This is a genomic window from Streptomyces rugosispiralis (assembly GCF_024505145.1).
In the GTDB taxonomy this organism is placed as follows: domain Bacteria; phylum Actinomycetota; class Actinomycetes; order Streptomycetales; family Streptomycetaceae; genus Streptomyces; species Streptomyces rugosispiralis.
In genome coordinates, this window is the sequence record NZ_JANIAA010000282.1 from 1 (window position 1) to 264 (window position 264).

Annotated in this window: 1 protein-coding gene; it reads left to right on the forward strand. The window is 75.4% G+C overall.

Annotated features, from left to right (window positions below; translation table 11 throughout):
* Positions 1–264 (forward strand): hypothetical protein (locus NP777_RS47460; RefSeq protein ID WP_256656414.1); only part of this gene is annotated, 264 nt, incomplete at both ends.

Genomic DNA, 264 nt, shown 5'->3' on the forward strand with positions numbered 1-264 from the left:
TACCGCACGGACGAGGCGCTCCTCGTGCCCGTACGGTTCGACCTGGCCGTGCTGCGCGCCGAGGCCGCGTCGACCGGTGTGGTGGCGCCGCTGCTGCGTGGGCTGGTGCGGGTTCCGGGGCGGCGTGCGGCGGAGGGTGCGGCGGCGTCGGGTGCGCTGGCACGGCGGCTCGCCGGGCTGAGCGAGGCCGAACAGCTCGACGCTCTGCTGGAGCTGGTCCGTACGCAGGTCGCGGCCGTACTCGGCCATGACTCGCTGGACACC